The 17,028-nt window shown below is 73.8% G+C and carries 15 protein-coding genes; 6 read left to right on the forward strand and 9 right to left on the reverse strand.

Going from position 1 to position 17,028, the window contains the following annotated elements:
* Positions 1 to 35: 35 nt before the first annotated feature.
* Entirely contained in the window at positions 36 to 905 is an 870-nt protein-coding gene (locus O7622_RS24300; RefSeq protein WP_282310497.1) for a transglycosylase SLT domain-containing protein, read from the reverse strand.
* A 32-nt stretch (positions 906 to 937) separates the two neighbouring features.
* Entirely contained in the window at positions 938 to 2,410 is a 1,473-nt protein-coding gene (locus tag O7622_RS24305; protein WP_282310498.1) for a DedA family protein, read from the reverse strand.
* A 131-nt stretch (positions 2,411 to 2,541) separates the two neighbouring features.
* Here O7622_RS24305 and typA point away from each other — a divergent pair, with 131 nt between their 5' ends.
* Positions 2,542 to 4,410, forward strand: coding sequence for a translational GTPase TypA (gene typA, locus O7622_RS24310; RefSeq protein ID WP_282310499.1), 1,869 nt, complete (start codon positions 2,542 to 2,544; stop codon positions 4,408 to 4,410).
* A 146-nt stretch (positions 4,411 to 4,556) separates the two neighbouring features.
* Here the strand turns inward: typA and O7622_RS24315 are convergent, their stop codons facing one another.
* Positions 4,557 to 4,856 carry a hypothetical protein gene (locus O7622_RS24315; RefSeq protein WP_282310500.1) on the reverse strand — a complete coding sequence of 100 codons (300 nt, stop codon included), beginning with the start codon at positions 4,854 to 4,856 and terminating at the stop codon, positions 4,557 to 4,559.
* Between the two features lie 72 nt (positions 4,857 to 4,928).
* Here O7622_RS24315 and O7622_RS24320 point away from each other — a divergent pair, with 72 nt between their 5' ends.
* Positions 4,929 to 5,795 carry a serine hydrolase gene (locus O7622_RS24320; RefSeq protein WP_282310501.1) on the forward strand — a complete coding sequence of 289 codons (867 nt, stop codon included), beginning with the start codon at positions 4,929 to 4,931 and terminating at the stop codon, positions 5,793 to 5,795.
* Positions 5,796 to 5,800: 5 nt separating this feature from the next.
* Here the strand turns inward: O7622_RS24320 and O7622_RS24325 are convergent, their stop codons facing one another.
* The gene (locus O7622_RS24325; RefSeq protein WP_282310502.1) at positions 5,801 to 6,598 is read right to left on the reverse strand and encodes a tyrosine-protein phosphatase; all 798 of its coding nucleotides are present in this window, start codon (positions 6,596 to 6,598) and stop codon (positions 5,801 to 5,803) included.
* Positions 6,599 to 6,642: 44 nt separating this feature from the next.
* Between O7622_RS24325 and O7622_RS24330 the strand changes: the two genes are divergently transcribed.
* Both O7622_RS24330 and O7622_RS24335 read left to right on the forward strand, forming a co-directional pair.
* Positions 6,643 to 7,740, forward strand: a complete 1,098-nt coding sequence (locus O7622_RS24330) for a dipeptide epimerase (RefSeq protein ID WP_282310503.1) — start codon at positions 6,643 to 6,645, stop codon at positions 7,738 to 7,740.
* A gap of 57 nt (positions 7,741 to 7,797) precedes the next feature.
* Entirely contained in the window at positions 7,798 to 8,883 is a 1,086-nt protein-coding gene (locus tag O7622_RS24335) for an NlpC/P60 family protein (RefSeq protein WP_282310504.1), read from the forward strand.
* A 58-nt stretch (positions 8,884 to 8,941) separates the two neighbouring features.
* On the opposite strand, the gene O7622_RS24340 is transcribed toward O7622_RS24335, so the two are convergent.
* On the reverse strand, positions 8,942 to 9,940 hold the full coding sequence (locus O7622_RS24340) for a TerC family protein (RefSeq protein WP_282314213.1): 999 nt from the start codon (positions 9,938 to 9,940) through the stop codon (positions 8,942 to 8,944).
* 387 nt (positions 9,941 to 10,327) lie between these two features.
* Here O7622_RS24340 and O7622_RS24345 point away from each other — a divergent pair, with 387 nt between their 5' ends.
* Positions 10,328 to 10,621 carry an antibiotic biosynthesis monooxygenase gene (locus O7622_RS24345; RefSeq protein WP_282310505.1) on the forward strand — a complete coding sequence of 98 codons (294 nt, stop codon included), beginning with the start codon at positions 10,328 to 10,330 and terminating at the stop codon, positions 10,619 to 10,621.
* A 108-nt stretch (positions 10,622 to 10,729) separates the two neighbouring features.
* Here O7622_RS24345 and O7622_RS24350 read toward each other — a convergent pair whose 3' ends face one another.
* From O7622_RS24350 to uvrB, 4 genes are all read right to left on the reverse strand, one after another.
* Positions 10,730 to 11,629 carry a DUF5753 domain-containing protein gene (locus tag O7622_RS24350; RefSeq protein WP_282310506.1) on the reverse strand — a complete coding sequence of 300 codons (900 nt, stop codon included), beginning with the start codon at positions 11,627 to 11,629 and terminating at the stop codon, positions 10,730 to 10,732.
* Positions 11,630 to 11,714: 85 nt separating this feature from the next.
* A complete protein-coding gene (locus tag O7622_RS24355; protein WP_282310507.1) occupies positions 11,715 to 12,083 on the reverse strand; it encodes a VOC family protein in 369 nt (122 codons plus the stop codon).
* A gap of 25 nt (positions 12,084 to 12,108) precedes the next feature.
* Positions 12,109 to 12,945, reverse strand: a complete 837-nt coding sequence (locus O7622_RS24360) for a helix-turn-helix domain-containing protein (protein WP_282310508.1) — start codon at positions 12,943 to 12,945, stop codon at positions 12,109 to 12,111.
* Between the two features lie 25 nt (positions 12,946 to 12,970).
* A complete protein-coding gene (uvrB, locus tag O7622_RS24365; RefSeq protein ID WP_282310509.1) occupies positions 12,971 to 15,076 on the reverse strand; it encodes an excinuclease ABC subunit UvrB in 2,106 nt (701 codons plus the stop codon).
* 296 nt (positions 15,077 to 15,372) lie between these two features.
* Here uvrB and O7622_RS24370 point away from each other — a divergent pair, with 296 nt between their 5' ends.
* Positions 15,373 to 16,998 carry a hypothetical protein gene (locus O7622_RS24370; RefSeq protein ID WP_282310510.1) on the forward strand — a complete coding sequence of 542 codons (1,626 nt, stop codon included), beginning with the start codon at positions 15,373 to 15,375 and terminating at the stop codon, positions 16,996 to 16,998.
* Positions 16,999 to 17,028: the final 30 nt, after the last annotated feature.

Consider the following 17,028-nt stretch of genomic DNA (forward strand, 5'->3'; position numbering starts at 1 on the left):
CGTACGCGCCGGCCCCCGCCCGTTCGTCCGGTCGCTCAGAAGCTCAGGCACTCGCACTCGGTCATCAGCGCCCGCACGTTGCGCACGTACTGCGGGTTCGGGACGGTCAGCGGCTGGTCCTCCCGAGCGACCGCGCCGTGCCCATAGTTGTAGGCAGCGATCACGGCGTTGAGCAGGCAGGAGTTCAACTCACTCGTGCACAGCGAGGCGTCGAGCCGGTAGTCGGACTCGAAGTACATGTCGCCGATGTACTTGGTCAGCCAGGCCAGGTAGGTGCCGCCCAGGTAGGCGTTGTCCCGGTAGGCGTCGATGTCGTACGACTGGCCGAACCGCTGGTTCATCCACTCCGCAGTGGCCGGCATGACCTGCATCAGCCCGACCCCGCCGTCACAGGCGACGATGTTGGACTGCCACCCGCTCTCCTGCCAGGCGGTGGCCTTCATCAGTGCCGACGGGATGCGGATGTCCGGCGCCGAGGTCGGCCAGTAGGTGCGCGCCGCGGCGTCGGCGAGCGCCGCCTTCACCTGGCTCTGGCCGGCCTTGGTGCCCCGGTAGCTCGGCTTGCAGCCCTCGTCCGCCGGCTTCGGCGGCGCCGGTGGCACCTGGGTCTCGGTCGGCGGCTTCGGCCGGGCCAGCGGCGCCGTGGTCGTGCGCGACGGCTTCGCCCGCGGCTTCGGTTTCGCCGACGCGCTCGGGCTGGGGCGTCCGCCCAACGCCGCGACCGCCGGTGGCTCCTCGCTCGGCGCGTCGGCGGGTGCCTCCCGCGGCTGGTCCGCCGGCGCCGCCGTGGGCAGTTCCACAGCGACCTCCCGGACCGGCCGTTCCTCCTCGCCGCACGCCGTCAGCGTGGCCGCCGCGAGCAGCGCCACCACTGTCACGGCCCACCGGCCGAGTCCTCGCCGCATCGGACCTCCCCGTAGTCCCCCGTCGGCGCACCCTAGCAAGGATCGACGGGCCCGGGGGGTACCCGCGACGCGGACCGGCGGCGCCGGGGCCGGGGCGGCGACTCGGCCGGGACCGCGTCGGCCGGCCGTTCGCCGCGGCCCCCGTCGGCCGGCCGGTCGTCCGGGTCGGCCAGCCGGTCCCGGGTCGCCCACGCCACCACGAAGACGGTCGTCCACGCGAGGCCCAGCAGGACCGCCGTGACGGTACCGCTCGCCGTGCTGAACCCCAGGTAGAGCCGGGCGCCGGTGACAGTGACCACCCCCGCCGACGCGGCCGTCCACACCGCTGCGCCCACCGGCCAGCGGGCGCCGCGCGACAGCAGCCAGGCGAGCGTGCCGAAGCTCGCGGTCACCACCGCGTTCTGGGTCGGGAACAGATCACCGGGGCGGTCCGGGCCGCCCGGGCCGGTCAGGTCCGCGACGACGACGAGCAACACCAGCGGCACGGCGGCGCCGACTGTGCCCAGCACCCCGAGCGGGTCGGCCCGCCACGCCCGCCCCCGCCGGGCCACCACGGCGGCCACCACCGCCACCGCGGCGATCAGCACCCAGCCGCGCAGCACCGACACCGCGAGCAGCGCCGTGTCGACCACCCCGGGGGTACGCCGGGCGGCGAACCAGTCGGCGACCAGCCCGTCGAGGACACCCAGCCCGCTGTGCGCGACGACCGCCTCCAGCAGGACCGCCACGGCCAGCCCGGCGACGAACAGCAGCGCCAGCCCCAGCGCCAGGTTGATCAGCAGGGTCCACGCCGGGCCGACCCGCATGGCGACCAGGAAGAACAGCACCCCGTACCGGGCCCGCAGCCAGCGCAGCGGCGGCAACGCGGCGGCCCGCGCCGTCAGCGCGCGTACCGGGTCCGGGTTGCGGCCCAGCCAGCGGCCCGCGAGCACCACGGCGAGCAGGCACAGCAGCAGGGCCAGCACCGCGCCGGTGGCCCGGCCGAGCAGCTTCGACACCCGCTCGTACGACTCACCGGCCAGGTAGCCGGCCAGCACCGAGGCGCCGACCCAGCTCGCGACCCCGGCGAGGTTCCACGGCGCGAACCGCCGGTACGGCATCCCCGCCGACCCGGCCAGCCGGGGCGCCAGCGTGCGGGCGAACGCGATCCAGCGGGCGGCGAGCACACCCCGGCCGCCGAGGCGCTCCAGCAGCGAGTCGGCCCGCCGCCACCGGTGCGCGCCGATCCGGGCACCCACGCCCGAGGCGCGCAGACGGGGGCCGTACCGGCGGCCCGCCCGCCACGCGAGTGTGTCTCCGATCACGGCGGCGGCGGTCATGGCCACCAGCACGGGCGCGAGGCGCAGCGTCCCCGCGTACGCTAGGAAGCCGACCAGAAGCAGGGTCGCCTCGCCGGGCATCAGCAGCCCGACGATCACCGCGGTCTCCGCCGCGACGATCGCCGCGGCGGCCAGGTAGATCAGCAGGGGCGGCAGCTCCTGCAGCCAGCTCAGCAGGTCAGGCATCGGGCACCCCGCACGGGTGTCAGCATGCCAGTCGCTGGAACGGTCGGCACAGCACTTTCGACGCAGATCCGGGCGATCTCGGGGTGACCCCGAGGCGTGCCCCGGCAACCGCAGACAGGAGTATGGAGGGTATGCAGCTACGCACCGACCTCCGCAACGTCGCCATCATCGCCCACGTCGACCACGGCAAGACGACCCTGGTCGACGCCATGTTGCGGCAGGCCGGCGCCTACGGCGCCCGTGGTGAGACCACCGAGCGGGTCATGGACTCGATGGACCTCGAGCGCGAGAAGGGCATCACCATCCTCGCCAAGAACACCGGCGTGCGGTACCTGCCGGCGGACGGCTCGGAGGCCGTCACCATCAACATCATCGACACCCCCGGTCACGCCGACTTCGGCGGCGAGGTCGAGCGCGGCCTGACCATGGTCGACGGTGTCGTGCTGCTCGTCGACGCCAGCGAGGGTCCGCTCCCGCAGACCCGGTTCGTGCTCCGCAAGGCGCTGCGCGCCCGGCTGCCGATCATCCTGGTGATCAACAAGGTGGACCGTCCGGATGCCCGGATCAAGGAGGTCGTGGACGACACCTACGAGCTGTTCCTCGATCTGGACGCCGACGAGGAGCAGATCGACTTCCCGATCGTCTACGCCTGCGCCCGCGACGGCATCGCCTCGCTGACCCAGCCCGCCGACGGCGCGGTCCCGGACGACAGCAGCAGCCTGGAGCCGCTGTTCCGCACCCTGCTGGACACCATTCCGGCACCCGCGTACGACGAGGACGCGCCGCTCCAGGCGCACGTCACCAACCTCGACGCCTCGCCGTTCCTGGGCCGGCTCGCGCTGTGCCGGGTCCGCCAGGGCACCATCAGCAAGGGCCAGACCGTGGCCTGGTGCCGCACCGACGGCAGCACCCAGCGGGTACGCATCTCCGAGCTGCTGATGACCGAGGGCCTGGAGCGCAAGCCGGCCGACTCCGCCGGGCCGGGCGACATCATCGCCGTCGCCGGCATCCCGGAGATCATGATCGGTGAGACGCTCGCCGACGCCGAGAACCCGGTGCCGCTGCCGCTGATCACCGTGGACGAGCCGGCCATCTCGATGACCATCGGCACCAACACCTCGCCGCTGGTCGGCCGGGTCAAGGGCGCCAAGGTCACCGCCCGGATGGTCAAGGACCGGCTCGACAAGGAGCTGATCGGCAACGTCTCGCTGCGGGTGCTGCCCACCGAGCGGCCGGACGCCTGGGAGGTGCAGGGCCGCGGTGAGCTGGCCCTGGCGATCCTGGTCGAGCAGATGCGCCGCGAGTCCTACGAGCTGACCGTCGGCAAGCCGCAGGTCGTCACCAAGGAGATCGACGGCAAGACCTGCGAGCCGGTCGAGCGGCTGACCATCGACGCCCCGGAGGAGTACCTGGGCGCCATCACCCAGCTCCTGGCCACCCGCAAGGGCCGGATGGAGCAGTTGGTCAACCACGGCACCGGCTGGATCCGGATGGAGTGGCTGGTCCCGGCGCGCGGCCTGATCGGCTTCCGGACCGAGTTCCTCACCGAGACCCGCGGCACCGGCATCCTGCACCACGTCTTCGAGTCGTACGAGCCGTGGTTCGGCGAGCTGCGCACCCGCAACAACGGGTCGCTGGTCGCCGACCGGGCCGGGTCGGTCACCGCGTTCGCCATGACCAACCTCCAGGAGCGCGGTCAGCTCTTCGTCGAGCCGGGCACCGAGGTGTACGAGGGCATGATCGTCGGCGAGAACTCCCGCTCCGACGACATGGACGTCAACATCACCAAGGAGAAGAAGCTCACCAACATGCGCTCGTCGACTGCCGACGAGACCGAGAAGCTGATCCCGCCGCGCAAGCTGTCCCTGGAGCAGGCGCTGGAGTTCTGCCGCGAGGACGAGTGCGTCGAGGTCACCCCGGCCGCGGTGCGCATCCGCAAGGTGGTGCTGGACCAGACCCAGCGCGGCCGGATGGCCGCCCGCCGCAAGCACGCCGGCTGACCCACCACCCCGCTCGGCAGCGCAACCCGGAGCCCGGCCCGCCCTAGGCGGACCGGGCTCCCGCTGATCTCCGCAGGTCTCGTTGTGCGGACGTGGGCTCTCGGCACTCGGGAAGGGGCGGCCGACGGCGCGGTGGCGGGGCGGGGTCAGTGGGGTTTGGTGGCCTCCAGGGCCAGGACGTCGGGGATCGGGCCGGAGCCGGACTCGACCACCCGGGTCAGCCGCAGGCCGGCGGCCGCCACGGCGTCCAGCAGACCGGCCAGGGGCAGACGCCGCAGCTCGCCCGCGTGCGCCCCGGTGCCGCAGCACAGGTCCACGCACCGGTCCGGGCCGTCACCCAACAGATCGGCCAGCACCGACCGGACCCGGTCCATGTAGACCGACGAGGTCTCGCCCGCGTACTCCTCGTACCAGTCGGCGATATCGTCGTACAACGGGGTCGTCATCTCCGCACGCTAGCCCCGCCCCGGGCCCGCCGCTGCCCCGCGTACGCCCCGAAGATCCGCTACGGTGCGCACATGACCTGGGAGGACCTCGACGCACACCTGGACCGGGTGCCCGGCACCGTCTCCGCGTACGTGGGCCGCCCCGGCGCACGGCCGACGTGGACGCGGCGGGCCGATGCCACCCACTACGCGGCGAGCACGATGAAGCTCGCCGTGCTGGTGGCGCTGTTCCGCGCCGCCGAGGCCGGCCGGCTCGACCTGGACGCGCCGGTGCCGGTGCGCAACTCGTTCGACTCCGCGCTGCCGGGCGTGCCCCGGTTCGCCAACGACCGCGACTACGACAACGACGAGGCGGTGTGGGACCGCGTCGGCGGTGAGGCGCCGCTGCGCTGGCTCGCCGAACGGATGATCATCCGCTCCAGCAACCTCGCCACGAACATCTGCATCGGCCAGGTGGGGCTGCCCGCCGTGGCGCAGGCGTGGGCGCTCGCCGGTGCGCGGCACAGCGTCACCGGCCGCGGCATCGAGGACTTCGCCGCCCGCGACTCCGGCATCGACAACCTGGTCACCGCCGCCGACCTGGCCGCCCTGCTCGGTGAGCTGGCGCTCGGCGCGTCCCGGCCCGGCCCGCTCGCCTCACCGGCCGGCTGCGCCGCCATGCTCGACGTGCTCGTCGCGCAGGAACACCGCGAGGACCTGGCCGCCGGACTGCCCGACGGCACCCGGATCGCGCACAAGAACGGCTGGGTACGCGGCGTGCGCCACGGCGCGGGCGTGGTGTTCCCGGACGACGCGCCGCCGTACACGATCGTCGTCTGCACCACCACCGACCTGGCCGACGGCGGCGCGGACGGCGAGGGGGCCGAGGACGACGCCTGCCGGCTGATCGCGCACGTCTCCGAGCGGGTCTGGGCCGCCCGGCACGACCTGGCCGGCTGACCCGGCTACTCCAGCAGCCGCTCGCGCAGCGCCGCGCGGTCCGCGTCGGTCACCCCCAGACCGTCCCGCAGGTACGCGTCGAACGAGCCGTGCGCGCGGCGCACCTCGTCGTAGGCGGCGTCCAGGTATTCCGGGCGCACCTCCAGCAGCGGCCGGCCCACCGCCGGGTCCAGGTCCGGCCGGCGCTGGATCATCGCGGACAGCAGCACCTCGCGCAGGCTCTCGGTCAGCTCGTTGTGCACCAGGTAGTCGGCACGGATCGCCTCGTCCTCCACCCCCAGCGCGGTCAGCAGCACCACCGACAGCCAGCCGGTGCGGTCCTTGCCGGCCGAGCAGTGGAACAGCAGCGGCAGGTTCGCGCCTTCGGCGGCCAGCCGCACCGCCGTGCCGAACCCGGCCCGCGCCGACTTTCCGGTGACGAACCAGCGGTAGATCGCGGTCATCGCCCCCGGCATGCCCTCGCGGGCCAGCGCCGCGTACGCGTCCAGGTCGTGGCCCTGCAACACCGCCGAGACGTACGTGAACACCGGGTGCGCCACGTCGTAGACCGGCAGGTGCACGGTGCGGGGCTCCCCGACCAGCCGGTCCGGCGGGGCCACCGCCTGCTCGTGGACGTCACGCAGGTCCACCACGCACGCCGGTCCGAGCTTGCCCAGCACCGGCAGGTCCTCGTCGGTGAGCCGCCCCAGCGCGGGTGTGCGGATGAGCCGCCCCGCCCGTACCCGCCGCCCGTCGGTCGTCGGCAAACCGCCCAGGTCACGCGCGTTCGGCGCGCCCACCAGCTCCCAGTCCCGCCCGGCCATCGGCCCTCCCCTGCTCGCCGCCAGTTGGCTATAGGGTGCCCCACATGACGATCGCCGCGGTACGCACCCACCGGCTCTCGGCCCCCTTACACACCCCGTTCGTCACCGCGCTGCGCCGCACCACCACGGTGGACACCCTGGTCGTGGAGGTGGTCGACGGCGACGGCCGGTCCGGTTTCGGGGAGGCGCCGCAGGTCTGGCAGGTCACCGGCGCGTCGGTGGCGGGCGCCGAGGCGTGCGTACGCGAACTGCTCGCGCCGCTGCTGATCGGCCGCGACGCCGACGACCTCCAGGCCGCCTGTGCCCTGGTGCACCGCGCCGTGGTGGGCAACGAGTCGGCGAAGGCGGCGCTCGACGTGGCGCTGCACGACCTGGTCGCGCGGCGGCTCGGCGTACCCCTGGTGCGTCTGCTCGGTGGCACGGCGCTGCGCGTGCCGACCGACGTCACGCTGGCCGCCGGTGACGCGGTCGACCTGGCCGCGACGGCGGCGCGGCGCGGCGCCGAGGGGTTCACGGTGCTCAAGCTCAAGGTCGGCACGGACGCCCGCGGCGACCTGGACCGGGTCCGCGCGGTGCGCGCCGCGGTCGGCCCGGACGTGCGGATCCGGCTGGACGCCAACCAGGGCTGGACGCCCCGGGAGGCGGTGCGGGTGATCCGCGCGATCGAGGACGCGGGGCTCGACGTGGAGCTGGTCGAGCAGCCGGTGCACCGTCGCGACCTGGACGGGCTGGCGTGGGTCAGCGACCGGGTGGACCTGCCGATCCTGGCCGACGAGTCCGTCTTCGACGTGCGCGACCTGGTCGAGGTGATCCGGCGGCGGGCCGCCGACATGGTCAACGTGAAGCTGGCCAAGTGCGGCGGCCTGCAACCGGCCCGCACGCTGCTCGACCTGGCCGCCGCGCACGGCATGGGCACCATCGTCGGCTCGATGATGGAGGGCCCGGTGGGGGTCGGCGCCGCGGCCAGCCTGGTCGCCGCCTACGGCACCACGGCCGTGTCGGACCTCGACGCCGCCTGGTGGCTGGCCTGGTCGCCGGTCGACGGCGGCATCCGGTACGAGGACGCGAGCGTGCTGCTGCCGGACGCGCCGGGCCTGGGGGTCACCGGACTGCGTGAAGCTAAAATTCAGACACATGCTTGAGCAACGTCAGAATTTTTCATATGGTCGCCCCGACGACCACCGCAGAGAGGGGTACGCGTGGCGCCTCAGCCCGGCCGCCGGGCCGTCGTACGGGTACCGGTGGCGACCCTCTGGACCGCGCCCGAGGCGGTACGCCCGATCGACTGCCCCGCCCTCGCCGGCTCCCCCGACGTCGCCGCCTGGATCGCTGGCATGGACCGCGACCAGCTCGTCGGCGACTGCGTCCTGACCCAGCTGCTGCTCGGCGAGCCGGTGCGCGTCACCGAGACCCGGCCGGACGGCTGGGTGCGGGTGGTGGCTCTGGGCCAGCCCGCGGCGAAGCTCGGCGCCGACGGCTACCCGGGGTGGCTGCGGGCCGCCCACCTGGCCGATCCGGCCGACGCCGACCCGTCCTCCCCTGAGCCGACCGACGTCGACCCGGCCGGCCCCGCCCTCTCCGGCCCCGCTTCGGCCGGACCGGCACCGGTCGGCACCGGCCCAGCCGGTCCTGGTTCGACCAGTCCTGGTCCGACCGGTTTCGGTCCGACCGGTCCTGGTCCGGCCGGTTCCGGCTCGGCCGCCGACGCCCCGCTGACCGTCGACGTCGCCCACACCGCGTTGCGCGCCGAGCCGGACGGCGACGCGGCGCTCACCGGCGTGGTCCTCGGCACCCGGCTCACCCCGGCCGGCCCGCCGGTGGACGGCAGACGCCCGGTCCGCGTACCCGGGCGGGCCGACCCGCTCTGGGCCGCTGAGGACGACCTGGTGCCGCTGCCCGCCGAGCGTCCCGAGGCCGAGAAGGTGCTCGCGGTCGCCGAGCGGCTGCGCGACCTGGTCTACGTCTGGGGCGGCATGTCCACCGACGGCATCGACTGCTCCGGGCTGGTGCACCTGGCCTGGCGGCGGTACGGGATCACGCTCCCCCGTGACGCCGACGACCAGGCGGCGGCGACCTCGCGGGTGCCACTGGACGCCGAACGCCCCGGCGACCTCTACTTCTTCGCCCGGCCCGGCCGGCGCATCCACCACGTCGGGATCGTGTCGGCCGAGCCGCGCGGCGGCCGGCGCCGGATGCTGCACGCCTGCTACCTGACCCGCCGGGTGGTCGAGGAGGAACTGCCGGCCGAGCGGACCGCCACCCTCGTCGGCGCCTACCGCGTCTGACCCCTGACACGCCGCGGGGCGCCCCCGGGGATGGGAGCGACCCTACGGTACGGGTGGGTCAGCGGCGCGCCTGCGCCAGTTCCCGGCGCCGGTCCCGGGACGACTTCGCCAGGCTGGCAGCAGTGGCGACGGCCAGGGTGCCGAGGATGACCGTGAGCGAGAGCCAGATCGGGATGTGCGGGGCCCACGCCACGTGCTCGCCGCCGTTGATGAACGGCAGATTGTTATCGGCCAGCGCCTCCAGCACCAGCTTCACGCCGATGAAGCCGAGCACCACGGCCAGGCCGTAGCTGAGGTAGATGAGCCGGTCCAGCAGGCCGCCGAGCAGGAAGTAGAGCTGCCGCAGTCCCATCAGCGCGAACACGTTGGCGGTGAACACCAGGTACGGCTCCTGGGTGATGCCGAAGATCGCCGGGATCGAGTCCAGCGCGAAGATCAGGTCGGTGGTGCCGATCGCGATCATCACGATCAGCATCGGGGTGAACAGGCGCCGCCCGTGCTCGTGGGTGGTCATCCGCGCCCCGTCGTAGTCCCGGGACAGCGGGAGCGCCTTGCGGCTCCACCGGATCAGCAGGTTCTCGCTGAACTCGTCCTCGTCCGGCTCGCCCTGCCGGGCCAGGTTCACAGCGGTGTAGATGAGGAACGCGCCGAAGATGTAGAACACCCAGGAGAACTGGGAGATCAGCGCCGCGCCGGCCGCGATGAACCCACCACGCATGATCAGCGCCAGGATGATGCCGACGAGCAGCACCTTCTGCTGGTACTGCCGGGGCACCCCGAACCGGGCCATGATGATCACGAAGACGAAGAGGTTGTCCACCGAGAGGCTGTACTCGGTGAGCCAGCCGGTGTAGAACTCGCCTGCGACGCGGCCACCCGCGGTCAGCCAGAGCACCACGCCGAAGAGCAGCGCCAGGCCGACGTAGAAGCCCACCCACAGGCTGGACTCGCGGACGCTCGGCTCGTGCGGCCGCCGGCCGATGATGAACAGGTCGGCGAGCAGGACCGCGATCATCGCGATCAGCGTTACCGCCCACACCAATGCGGACACGTTCAAATCCATCCTCCGGCAGACACGCTGCGTCGGGCACACCGTACGCCGGGTGTGGTGCCGGGGTGCGTCGACGCTGACAGGGGTGACTGTCGGAGGTCTCTTCCGCCGGAGCCCGGGTGCCGGGTTCCGACCGGCGGAGCCGGGTCGGGCCACCGGGGGTGCCGGCGCTCTTCCGTGCTGACGACTCCGTCGCGGGGGAATACTCCCCTCCTCGGCCGCCATTGTTCACCATCGCACCCGGGTGGCGCATCTCCGGGCCACCCGTCGATCTCTCGACGTGCTGCGGCTCACGTCGCGCGGTGCGTCCTAGGAGGCTAGCCATTCGCTGGCGGCGCGCCGGGACGTCACCCGGGACGTACCGGCGGCGGGCCGGCATGGCAGGCTGCCCGCATGGTTCTTGAGGTCGCGCTGATCGATGTCACGCCCGGACACGAGGACGAGTTCGCCGCCGCCTACGCGCAGGCGCGGCCGATCCTCGCCGGTGCCGAAGGCTGCCGCTCCGTGCGGATGACCCGGGGCGTGGAGTCGCCCACCCGGTTCGTGCTGCTCGTCGAGTGGGACTCGGTCGAGGCGCACGACGTGAACTTCCGCCGGACCGAGCGGTTCGCGCAGTGGCGCGGGCTGATCGGCCCACACTTCGCCGGCCCGCCGCTGGTCGAGCACTTCATCGACGTTCCGGCCTGAACTGTCGTACCCCTGCCGTAGCCTGCGCGCTGCGCGGCCACCGGTCCCGACGGGCGTCGGGGGCGCCGGGCCCGGTGGTCGCGCCTCACCGGCGGCGGGTCGTGCGGCTCACTCCAGCTCGTGCGGATCGCGCGGCCGGGGCACCGGCGCCGCGCCGAGCCGCCGGGCCACCAGTTCGGCGGAGGCGTCCGCCGGCAGCGCCGCCGCCAGCAGCCGCTCGATAACCCGCTCGTAGTGGGCCACATCCGCCTCGGCGACCAGCCGCAGGTCGGTGGTGAGCGTCTCGACCAGCACGGTGCGCGGGTCCTCCGGGTCCGGGTAGGCGTAGTACGAGAACGGCGCCAGCGGGTGCGGCCCGTCGCCGCTCGACGCCGCGGACCGCAGCACCCGGACGGTGACGCGGGGCCGTTCGGCGAGCGCGAGCAGATGCCGCATCTGGTCGCGCCACACGTCGGCGGGCAGGCCGTCCGGGTCGCAGACACGCTCGTCCAACAGTGCGGTGTAGTGCGGCGGGTCCGGCCGGATCAGCAGCTCCTGACGTGCCGCCCGGGCGCGCACATCGGCCTCCACGTCCACCTCCCCGCCGAGTGCCGCACCGGCCGACACGCGGAGGCGGGCGTACGCCGGAGTCTGGAGCAGGCCGGGCACGAGCACGCACTGGTACTCCACGATGCGTTCCGCGCCCGCCTCCAGCTCGGCGTACGCCCGCTGGCGCTCCCCCATCTCGCCGAGCGCCTTCGACCAGCCCCGGCCGGTGGCGGCGTCGCGGGCGATGACGATCAGCTCGTCGCGCTGCGGCGACGGCACCTCGTAGACGTCGAGCAGGTCGAGCACGTCGGCCAGGTCGGGCCGGCTCTGCCCCAGCTCGATGCGGGACAGCTTCGACGTGGACGCCCAGCCCAGCCGGGCACAGACCTGTTCGAGCGTGAGCGACTCGCGACGACGCAGCCGGCGCAGCTCCACGCCGAGCCTCGCCCTCCGGACCACAGGACTTGCTGACAACGGCATGCACGCCTCCCGGGAGGGAGCGTACGCATCGCCGTCACGCTCGGCAATACCTCGCCCACACAGCGCAACCGTGCGGGCTGAGCACTCAGGGGCGGTAGGTGCCGAACGACCACACCAGCCCGGCCAGGTCGCGGGCGGCGTAGTCACGGGAGCCGTAGTCGGTGTCGAACGGCGCCCGGACGATCTCCGCCCCGGCCGCCCGGGCCCGCTCGTGGTGCGCGTCCACGTCGTCGAGCGCCACGTAGACGCGGTAGTCGTCGTCGGCGGGCCGGGACCGCGGCGCCGGACCCGGGCCGAGCATCACCAGGTCGTCGCCGTACGCCAGCTCGGCGTGGCCGATCGTGCCGCCGGGGAGTTCGTGGGCCTCGCGCACGGTGAAGCCGAACGCGGAACAGAGGAAGTCGGCGGCGGCTCGCACGTCGGGATACCGCAGGACCGGATAGATGCTTCGCATGGCCGTCAGTCTCCCGCCGGGGCGGTCAGGCCGGATTGGACGAATGCGATCCGGGCGCGGTCAGCGCGGCCGGGGTGGCGCCGGCGAACTCGCGGAACTCCCGGATCAGGTGCGACTGGTCGTAGTAGCCCCACCGGGCCGCCCGCTCCGCCCACCCGGTGTCGTCCGGCACGGCGGCGTCCGCGGTGAGCAGCGTCCGGCCCAGGCTCGCGTACGCCCGCTCGAAGCGCAGCAGGCGGGCGACGGTCTTCGGCGGCAGGCCGAACTCCCGCCGGAACCGGACCGACAGGTGGCGGCGGGACCAGCCCAGTTCCCCGGCGAGCGTGGCCACGCCGACCGCTCCCCCGCTGCCGTCCAGACGCCGCCAGGCCGCCAGCAGGTGCGGGTCCGGCGGCGCGGTCGACACCAGCCGTGCGGCCAGGGCGGCGTCGAGCCGGGCGAAGCGCTCCGGCCAGCCCCGCTCGCCGGCCAGCTCGTCGCGCAGCCGGGCCAGCCAGCCCGCCACCGCGTCGAGCGGCACCGCCCGGTTGGTCAGCTCGGCCAGGGGCAGCCCGAGCAGGCGGCGCGCCGCCGGGGCGGTCAGCAGCACCTGCACCCCGGTGCCGGTCCCGGCCGTCCGGGTGGCGCACCAGCCGTCGAACGGGCCGGCCAGGAAGGCGTTGGCGGCGTACGCACCCGCACCGGGGGCACGCGGGTCGGTCACGTCGAGGGGGTCGCCCCAGCCGAGGATCAGCACCACGAACGCGCCCGCCACCTCCCGGCGTACGAGCGGGACGGGCGCGTCCTCGCGGTAGCCGAGGTAGTTGTCCACCCACTGGCGCAGCCGCGGGTCGGGCCGCCCGATGACGGCCTCGGTCAGCATCGCGCCGCCCCGGCCGTCACGCCGGTCACCTGACCCCTGCGGCGTCCATCCCGCGCAGCTCCTTCTTGAGGTCGGCGACCTCGTCGCGGATCCGCGCGGCCAGCTCGAACTGCAACTCGCGTGCGGCGGCGAGCATCTGGTCGTTGAGCTCCTGGATGAGGTTGGCCAGGTCGGCCCGGGCCATCCCCTCCCGCGAGGGGGTGGCCGCCGCACCCCGGCGGCTGCGGGTCTCCTTGACCGGCGCCTTGCCCCGGGACAACTGCCGCACCGCCCCGCCGACGTTGCTGTTCTCGGTGTCCTCCGCCTCGCGGTAGATGTCGTCGAGGATGTCGTGGATCTTCTTGCGCAGCGGCTCCGGCTTGATGCCGTTCGCCTCGTTGTGCGCGATCTGCTTGGCCCGGCGCCGGTTGGTCTCGTCGATCGCGTCCGCCATCGACGGCGTGATCTTGTCGGCGTACATGTGGACCTGACCGGAGACGTTACGGGCCGCGCGGCCGATCGTCTGGATCAGCGACCGGCCGCTGCGCAGGAAGCCCTCCTTGTCGGCGTCGAGGATCGCCACCAGCGACACCTCGGGCAGGTCGAGACCCTCCCGGAGCAGGTTGATGCCGACCAGCACGTCGTAGTCGCCCTTGCGCAGCTCGCGCAGCAGCTCGACGCGGCGCAGCGTGTCGACCTCGGAGTGCAGGTAGCGCACCCGGATGCCGTTCTCCAGCAGGTAGTCGGAGAGGTCCTCGGCCATCTTCTTGGTGAGCGTGGTGACGAGCACCCGCTCGTCCCGCTCGGTCCGCAGCTTGATCTCGTGCATGAGGTCGTCGATCTGCCCCTTGGTCGGCTTGACCACCACCTCGGGGTCGATCAGGCCGGTGGGCCGGATCACCTGCTCGACGAACTCGCCCTGCGCCTGCTCCAGCTCCCACGGGCCGGGGGTGGCGGAGAGGAAGACCATCTGGCCGACCCGTTCCAGGAACTCGTCGAAGCGCAGCGGCCGGTTGTCGGCGGCGCTGGGGAGCCGGAAGCCGTGGTCGATGAGCATCCGCTTGCGGGAGGCGTCGCCCTCGTACATGCCGCCGATCTGCGGGATGGTCACGTGCGACTCGTCGACCACCGTGAGGAAGTCGTCGGGGAAGTAGTCGAGCAGGCAGTGCGGCGGGCTGCCCGGCAGCCGGCCGTCGATGTGCATGGAGTAGTTCTCGATGCCGGAGCAGAAGCCCACCTGGCGCATCATCTCGATGTCGTAGGTGGTGCGCATGCGCAGCCGCTGGGCCTCCAGCAGCTTGCCCTGCCGTTCCAGCTCGGCCAGCCGCTGGCCCAGCTCGGCCTCGATGTCGCGGATCGCCCGTTCCATCCGCTCCGGACCGGCGGCGTAGTGCGTGGCCGGGAAGATCATGAGGCTGTCGACCTCGCGGACCACGTCACCGGTCAGCGGGTTGAGGTAGTAGAGCTTCTCGATCTCGTCACCGAACAGCTCGATCCGGACCGCCAGCTCCTCGTACGCCGGGATGATCTCCAGCGTGTCGCCGCGGACCCGGAAGGTGCCGCGCTGGAAGGCCATGTCGTTGCGCGCGTATTGGATGTCGACCAGCCGGCGCAGCAGCTGGTCGCGGTCCAGTTCCTGCCCGACCTTGACCCGGACGGCCCGGTCGAGGTATTCCTCCGGCGTGCCCAGGCCGTAGATCGCCGAGACGGTGGCGACGACGATGACGTCCCGCCGGGTGAGCAGCGACATCGTGGCCGAGTGCCGCAGCCGCTCGACCTCCTCGTTGATCGAGGAGTCCTTCTCGATGTAGGTGTCGGTCTGCGGGATGTAGGCCTCAGGCTGGTAGTAGTCGTAGTAGGAGACGAAGTATTCCACCGCGTTCTGCGGCATCAGCTCGCCGAACTCCTTCGCGAGCTGGGCGGCGAGGGTCTTGTTGGGAGCGAGCACCAGGGTCGGCCGCTGGAGCCGCTCGACCAGCCACGCCGTGGTGGCGCTCTTGCCCGTGCCGGTCGCGCCGAGCAGCACCGTGTTGCGGTCGCCGCGCCGCACGCGACGCTCAAGCTCGTCGATGGCAGCCGGCTGGTCACCGGCCGGCTTGAACTCACTGACGACCTGGAAGCGGCCGTCGAGCCGGGGAATGTCGAGCGCCATGACACCAACCGTACGCCCGCGGTCCGACACTTCCGGCCACGACCACCGACCGTCCCTGATCGGCTTCGATATTCCCATTGTGTGGCTCATCTCACCGGTCTACCCTCGTACCGTAGGCCGCTCGCGGCGGCCGACCGGGCCGGTGATCGCCCCTCGCGGGCCGGTCGCCCCCGGCGCCAGGGCCGCAGCACCCGGGACGACCGGCGTGCGCGCCGACGGTGGTCGCGCGCAGCGCTGACCGGCCGCCGCGAGCGCCCCTGCTCGTCACCGAAACCCCGCTCTCGCGTTCTCCACTCGTGGGGACCTCTCCCGACCGCCGGCCGCGACGCGAGCCCGACACCGGCACGCCCCCGCCCGCCGACGAGCCGGGCCGCCAGCGCGGCGTGAGCCGCCCGCACCGGCTCTCCGCACGTGGCGACGGCGACCAGGCAGTACCCCGGGAACCGGGTCGCGGCCACCGCCGCGGCCGCACCAGCACACCGACCCGGCCCGCCACAGTGGCCGGCCGGCGCCGCCGGGCCGACCCGCTCGCCGGCCGCCGTCCCACACTCACCACCCGGCCGGGCGGCGACCCGGAACTCGACGGCGCCGACGACCCGCCGGACGGGCCGGACCGGCGCCGGATCGCGCTCGCCGCGCTCGTGGCAGCAGCCGCGCTCTCCGCCGCGACGCTCGTCGCCGCCCTGCCGTCCTGGGTGCCCGGCCGCACCGACGACACCCCGGCGACCCGCCCGCTCACCACCGCCGAGGCGGACCGGGTGGCCGCGCTGCGGGTCACCAACCTGCGCGACGTACGCGCCGGTGTCCGGGTCACAGTCGGCGCCGACGGCGCCCGTACCGAACTCGTCGGCTGGGTCGACTGGGCCCGCCCCCTGGTCTACCTGGACGTCGGCGGCCCGGGCGCGGGCGGTGACCGGGGCCTGGTGCAGGCCACCGCGTCCGCGCTGCTGGTACGGCCCGACCCGGGCGCGCTCCCCACCCCGGCCCGACCCCCGCTGGTGCCGCCGGCGGACCGGTGGCGGATGCGGTCCCCGGCCGGCGGGCACGGCCTCGGCGCGGTACGCGACCTGCTGATCGGGCTCGGCGCCGACCGGGTCGACAGGCCCGCCGCCGACGGTCGGTGGCTACGCGCCGACCGGGCCGGCGGCATCCCGGTGGACGTGCTCCAGGCACCCCTCGCACCGCCCGGTGACCCGCTGCCGACGCTGTGGGTGGACGCGGACGCCCGGCTGCACCGGCTCACCGGCCGGCTGGCCGACGGCACACCCGTCACAGTCGACCTGACCCGCGCCGACCGGCCCACACTGCACCCGGTGGACGCCCTCGGCGGGCGGCCCGGGCAGCCCCGGGCGCTCACCGACGACGAGTCCGCCCGGCTGGCCGCGCTGCCCGCCCGGCTCCGGGCACTGCGCGGCGCGGCGGTGACGGTGGCCGCTCCGCTCGCCCCGTCGGCGAACCTGCGGGCCACCGGCACGGTGGACTGGACGAGCCCGTCGGCGTACCTCGCGGTGACCGAGGAGGGCACCGGCAGGCGTACCCTCCGGTGGGTCCGGCCGGGACGGGTGGCCGAGGTGCAGCGGTCCCCCGACGGACCGGCCACTCCCCCGACGCCGGTGCCGGCCGCGTTGCTCGCGGCCCCCGCGCGCCCGCCCGGCGACGACCTGGACCGGCTGCTCGACGCGGCGCTGCGGGCGGCCCGGCGCGCGCCCGCCGGCGACACCGTCCGGGTCCGGGAGGACCGGCTGGGCGACCGGACGGTCGACGTGTTCGAGGAGCCGGGCGGCAGACGCCTGTGGCTGGACCGGGGCGGTCTGCCGCACCGGATGGAACTGCGGACCGGGCCGGGCGTGTGGATCCGGCTCGACCTCACGCCGGGCCGTGCGGCGGGCAGCGGCGGATCGTCGGTCTCGACGTCGCGCTGAACCGGCGCGGCCTCCGCGGTCCGCTGAACC

It is taken from the genome of Micromonospora sp. WMMD1076 (assembly GCF_029581475.1).
Classification (GTDB): Bacteria; Actinomycetota; Actinomycetes; order Mycobacteriales; family Micromonosporaceae; genus Micromonospora; species Micromonospora aurantiaca.